The organism is Vibrio proteolyticus NBRC 13287, from assembly GCF_000467125.1.
In the GTDB taxonomy this organism is placed as follows: Bacteria; Pseudomonadota; Gammaproteobacteria; order Enterobacterales; family Vibrionaceae; genus Vibrio; species Vibrio proteolyticus.
Genome location: NZ_BATJ01000039.1, coordinates 1 through 3,897, shown reverse-complemented (window position 1 = coordinate 3,897; position 3,897 = coordinate 1). Strand labels below are relative to the sequence as shown.

Sequence of the window (3,897 nt, the reverse complement as noted above, 5' to 3'; positions counted from 1 at the left end):
GCTGTTCCTAAACTTTTTGGTTTGCACCAAGATATTGAAATATAGCACGAAAGTTGTGGTTTAAAACGCTGAAGCTAAAGGGACAGATGCGAAACTAGAACTCAACCTCAAAACGCAAGCTGGCTAGAAGAAAAACACGCCAAACTACCCTATTTTAACCAGCTTCAAATTAACAAAGGATTCGGTCACCGAACTTTGACAACCACACCAAAGAACCTGATTTAAGGCAATAACCAACCACACAAGAGAAGCCGCACCCAAGAAATAACCAAAAAGTTAGAAGCCGTAAACGGTGAGGTCAAAGCGGAAACTCCGCATATAGTGCCACCGGAAAGAACGTGAAAGCCATGCCCGTTCAGGTGTAAAGCTGAGAAACGAAACCGATAAACACCTAAACTTTAACCTTTGAGGCCAATCCCGTACTAACGCCCTGTTAAGGTGTGAGCAACGCAATACCTAAGCTCCCGCATACCACCTTAAACACAAATCACAACGCATAGCTAAAATGCCAAGCGTTGCGAATCACTCTTAAACAGATTGTTATGTACGTGCTTTCGGGTCTTGAAATACTATTACCTTGCTTTGCTCAAATCCATCCACTGAACCTTGCAAATGACTACGTACTTTTTTAACTAACGCGCGAACATCATCAGAGCCAAGCTTGTGTGCTAGAGATTCGGATAAATCTTTCGCTAAGTCCTCCGGAAGCCACACAAAAGCTTGGAAAGCCAACTTGTTAAGCTGGTAATAATCTAACTCTTTTTCAGCTCTTAGCCACTGAGCTAGCAATTCGGCAACAACTTCACCTTTTAAACGCATTTCTCGCTGATGTTCGACTTCTGCTAGCTTAAGATCATACTCATGCTTAATCGAAGCTTTTAGGCGCTCCAACAACCAGTTTTTACACAAGAACCCGACGATGCCAAAGATGGTCAACGTCGAAACAGAGCCCAATATTGATGCTAAAAAAGTTTCCATATTACCCCTAAGTACATAACGCCCAATTAAGGGGTGAGCAACGCTACCACCCAACCTAACGCATTGTGCCATAAACACTAAATTTGAAGTAGAACCAAAAATGCCAAGCGTTGGGAATCCCTCTTAAATTGTTTGTTATGTTCGTTACTCAACAAATTTTGCATAAGCCCTGTCATCACATAGCTTTTGCCACACATCTTTGGATATAACCTTACTTATATAACCGTAGTAGCCCCAAGTTGTACTGAGATCTTCTTGCCAACAGGCATCACAACTAAGAGCATGATATGGCACTGTATTCTTGATGATATCTTTACACACGTCATCTAATGTTTGAGGTTTGTTACAATAGCACTTGAACTTAGGATCTCGTTGGCGTCGGAATAGCTGCCCTATTTTTCGCTGATAGAGTTTGGGGTAACACTTCTTAATTCTCTGTTCTGCAGCATCTTGGATTCCTAAACTCCCCGTGTTGATAGCGTTTTCACGAATAACAAAAAGTCTTTTTGAATCATGGTCATATCTACCTTGATTTATAAATACTCTAATGTCTGCCATTCTTAACTTTCTCCGAGAACATAACGCCGCGTTAAGTAGTGAGCGACGCTGACCGCCTAACCTAAACCATTGCGCCGAAAACACTAACGCTGAATCAAGCCGAAAATGCCGAGCGTTGCGAATCTGTCTTAAACGCTTTGTTATATTGGTTTAGCCACCGTAATACTGTTTACAAGATGGACATTTATGATGACCAAAAGTACGGAATGTACCTGATACTTTGCTTAACCTGACTTGCTGATTCTTTGTTTCGTAACAAGCTGAACAGAAAGGACCATCGTCATTTGCACCATAGTAAGCAAAACCTCTGAACTCTAACTGACTTAAATTACTACCCTGAGAGTTTTTCAGTTCGTTAACTTCAAGTTTTAGCTGCGAGTTTTGTTCCATAACATCTGCCAGTGCCAATTTTGTATCTGCTAGCTCTAAGTTCAAATCTGCTAACAAATTCTTAAACTCGGCATCTTCGATATTTTTACTGATTTCACGTAGACGCTTTGCCAGACTGATCGCCTGACCAATTGAACCTAATACATCACTCATTTAAAGCTCCCAACTCAATTACCAATATAACGCCGCGTTAAGTGGTGAACAACGCGACCACCAATCTAAACAATTGTGCCGTAAACACTTAAGCTGACTCAAACCAAAAATGCCAAGCGTTGTGAATCCGTCTTAAACGCCTTGTTAGCCATGTGGCCTAGGGGAGAACTCCTCCGTATTGAGGAATGATCCTAGAATTGTATTCACAAATACAAATAGTGAACGTTCATCGCTGGTTGTATGTGTCGAGAAAGATGTAGGGGTATCTTTAACATTACCTAAACTATCAAACCAGATAGATGCAAGTGGAGCTTCGGTTCGCAAGTGGTTGTCAGGGTTTTGTATATAAAAGACAGTGATCTGACCAAGTACTTCAATATCACTTTGAAAAACCATACTAAACCTAAACTCCAGTAGTTTCCCAAAAGTTTCTATCACCAATATGTGTCCATCTGAAGGGTGAACCTGTAAGCTACTAATTTTACTTAACTTAGCTTCAGGATTAGAAATAAACTTTACAAACTGCTCTTTCAAATCGTCATACGACTTGCTTGCTAAACTCAATCGATTATTCATATATTCTCCTTTAAATGGCTAACGCCCTGTTAAGGTGTGAGCAACGCAATACAGAAGCCGCTGCAAACCACCTTAATCACTAAAATCAACGCATAGTAAAAATGCCACGCGTTGCGAATCACTCTTAAACAGTTTGTTAGGCTTAATTTTCGAACGGATATTCGCGAGCTCTTTGATATGCAGCCTGAACCTGACCGAACATCATTGGCTCTTTTAAATGATCTGTTTCTGTTCCCCAACCACCAATAAAGTATGCCGATCTCATAGTATCTGTATGATCTACAGCATATAGCCAGTAGATACCCTCATCTCTACGGTCCTGATAAAACATATAGCGGTTTTCCCTAACGGATAGAATATGCTCAATGTCGTCTGATAAATCCCAATGGTTTAGTGGTATCACATTTCCATTTTGTTCTGAAGGACCACCAGTAGCTAACCAAACGTTAATAGCTTGATCAGCCAGGTCCTGAGAAAGCAGGCGAGCTTTGGTACATTCCTCAGTGACTATAGCGTCTGAATTTGGCTTCACTTCAAAAAATGCATTGAATTCAGGAAGAAAAAAATCTGGTAGATATTTTTGACCATTTGATAAATCTATATATTCTTTCTCGTATTCAAATTGCACTCCAATACCATCAAAAAAAACAGCCCAGCGAGCCTCTGTTCGTGAGCGGTATTCAATGCCTTTATATGTTGTTTTAATTGCCTCAACTCTTTCTACTGCCATAGAGTCGTATCTCCTAACTTAAATAATTTAGCCTAACGCCGTGTTAAGTGGTGAGCAACGCCCCACTTCAAGCAATACAACCACCTTAATCACTGAACTAAAATTTGCAACTAAAACTGCCGAGCGTTGTGAATCCGTCTTGAACACATTGTTAATAAAGTACTTTCCACGCGCTCTAGGCTCAAAAAACGCACCAGATTCAACACCAAAAACCAACTAGATTTTTACTGGCTACTGCCCCACGACAGCTTCCACAAACAAGGTTTCAGCTAGTGACTAACTTGACTGGTTAAAAACGGGCCACCCACTGAAGTTACGGTTAGATAATTGCCACAACGATGTACGAATGAAAGCGAAAATGGGGGTTGGCATATTAGCGCTTTCGAGGATTTCAAATGGCATTTTCAGCAAAGAACCTACGAAACAGATAGCGACTAATCAAGCTGTTTGAACCCAAAATACCAGCAGCAAACGCAGGACAACTCACCATAAAAACTAATCGTTAACAGTAG

At 40.7% G+C, this 3,897-nt stretch carries 5 protein-coding genes; all 5 read right to left on the bottom strand.

Annotated features, from left to right (window positions below):
- Positions 1-540: 540 nt before the first annotated feature.
- The gene (locus VPR01S_RS21835; RefSeq protein WP_021705395.1) at positions 541-978 is read right to left on the bottom strand and encodes a hypothetical protein; all 438 of its coding nucleotides are present in this window, start codon (positions 976-978) and stop codon (positions 541-543) included.
- Positions 979-1,122: 144 nt separating this feature from the next.
- On the bottom strand, positions 1,123-1,536 hold the full coding sequence (locus VPR01S_RS21830; RefSeq protein ID WP_017049006.1) for a hypothetical protein: 414 nt from the start codon (positions 1,534-1,536) through the stop codon (positions 1,123-1,125).
- A 150-nt stretch (positions 1,537-1,686) separates the two neighbouring features.
- Positions 1,687-2,079, bottom strand: a complete 393-nt coding sequence (locus VPR01S_RS21825; RefSeq protein WP_021707526.1) for a hypothetical protein — start codon at positions 2,077-2,079, stop codon at positions 1,687-1,689.
- Between the two features lie 144 nt (positions 2,080-2,223).
- Positions 2,224-2,655 carry a hypothetical protein gene (locus tag VPR01S_RS21820; protein WP_021707525.1) on the bottom strand — a complete coding sequence of 144 codons (432 nt, stop codon included), beginning with the start codon at positions 2,653-2,655 and terminating at the stop codon, positions 2,224-2,226.
- 142 nt (positions 2,656-2,797) lie between these two features.
- Positions 2,798-3,385, bottom strand: coding sequence for a PDDEXK family nuclease (locus VPR01S_RS22755; RefSeq protein WP_021707524.1), 588 nt, complete (start codon positions 3,383-3,385; stop codon positions 2,798-2,800).
- Positions 3,386-3,897: the final 512 nt, after the last annotated feature.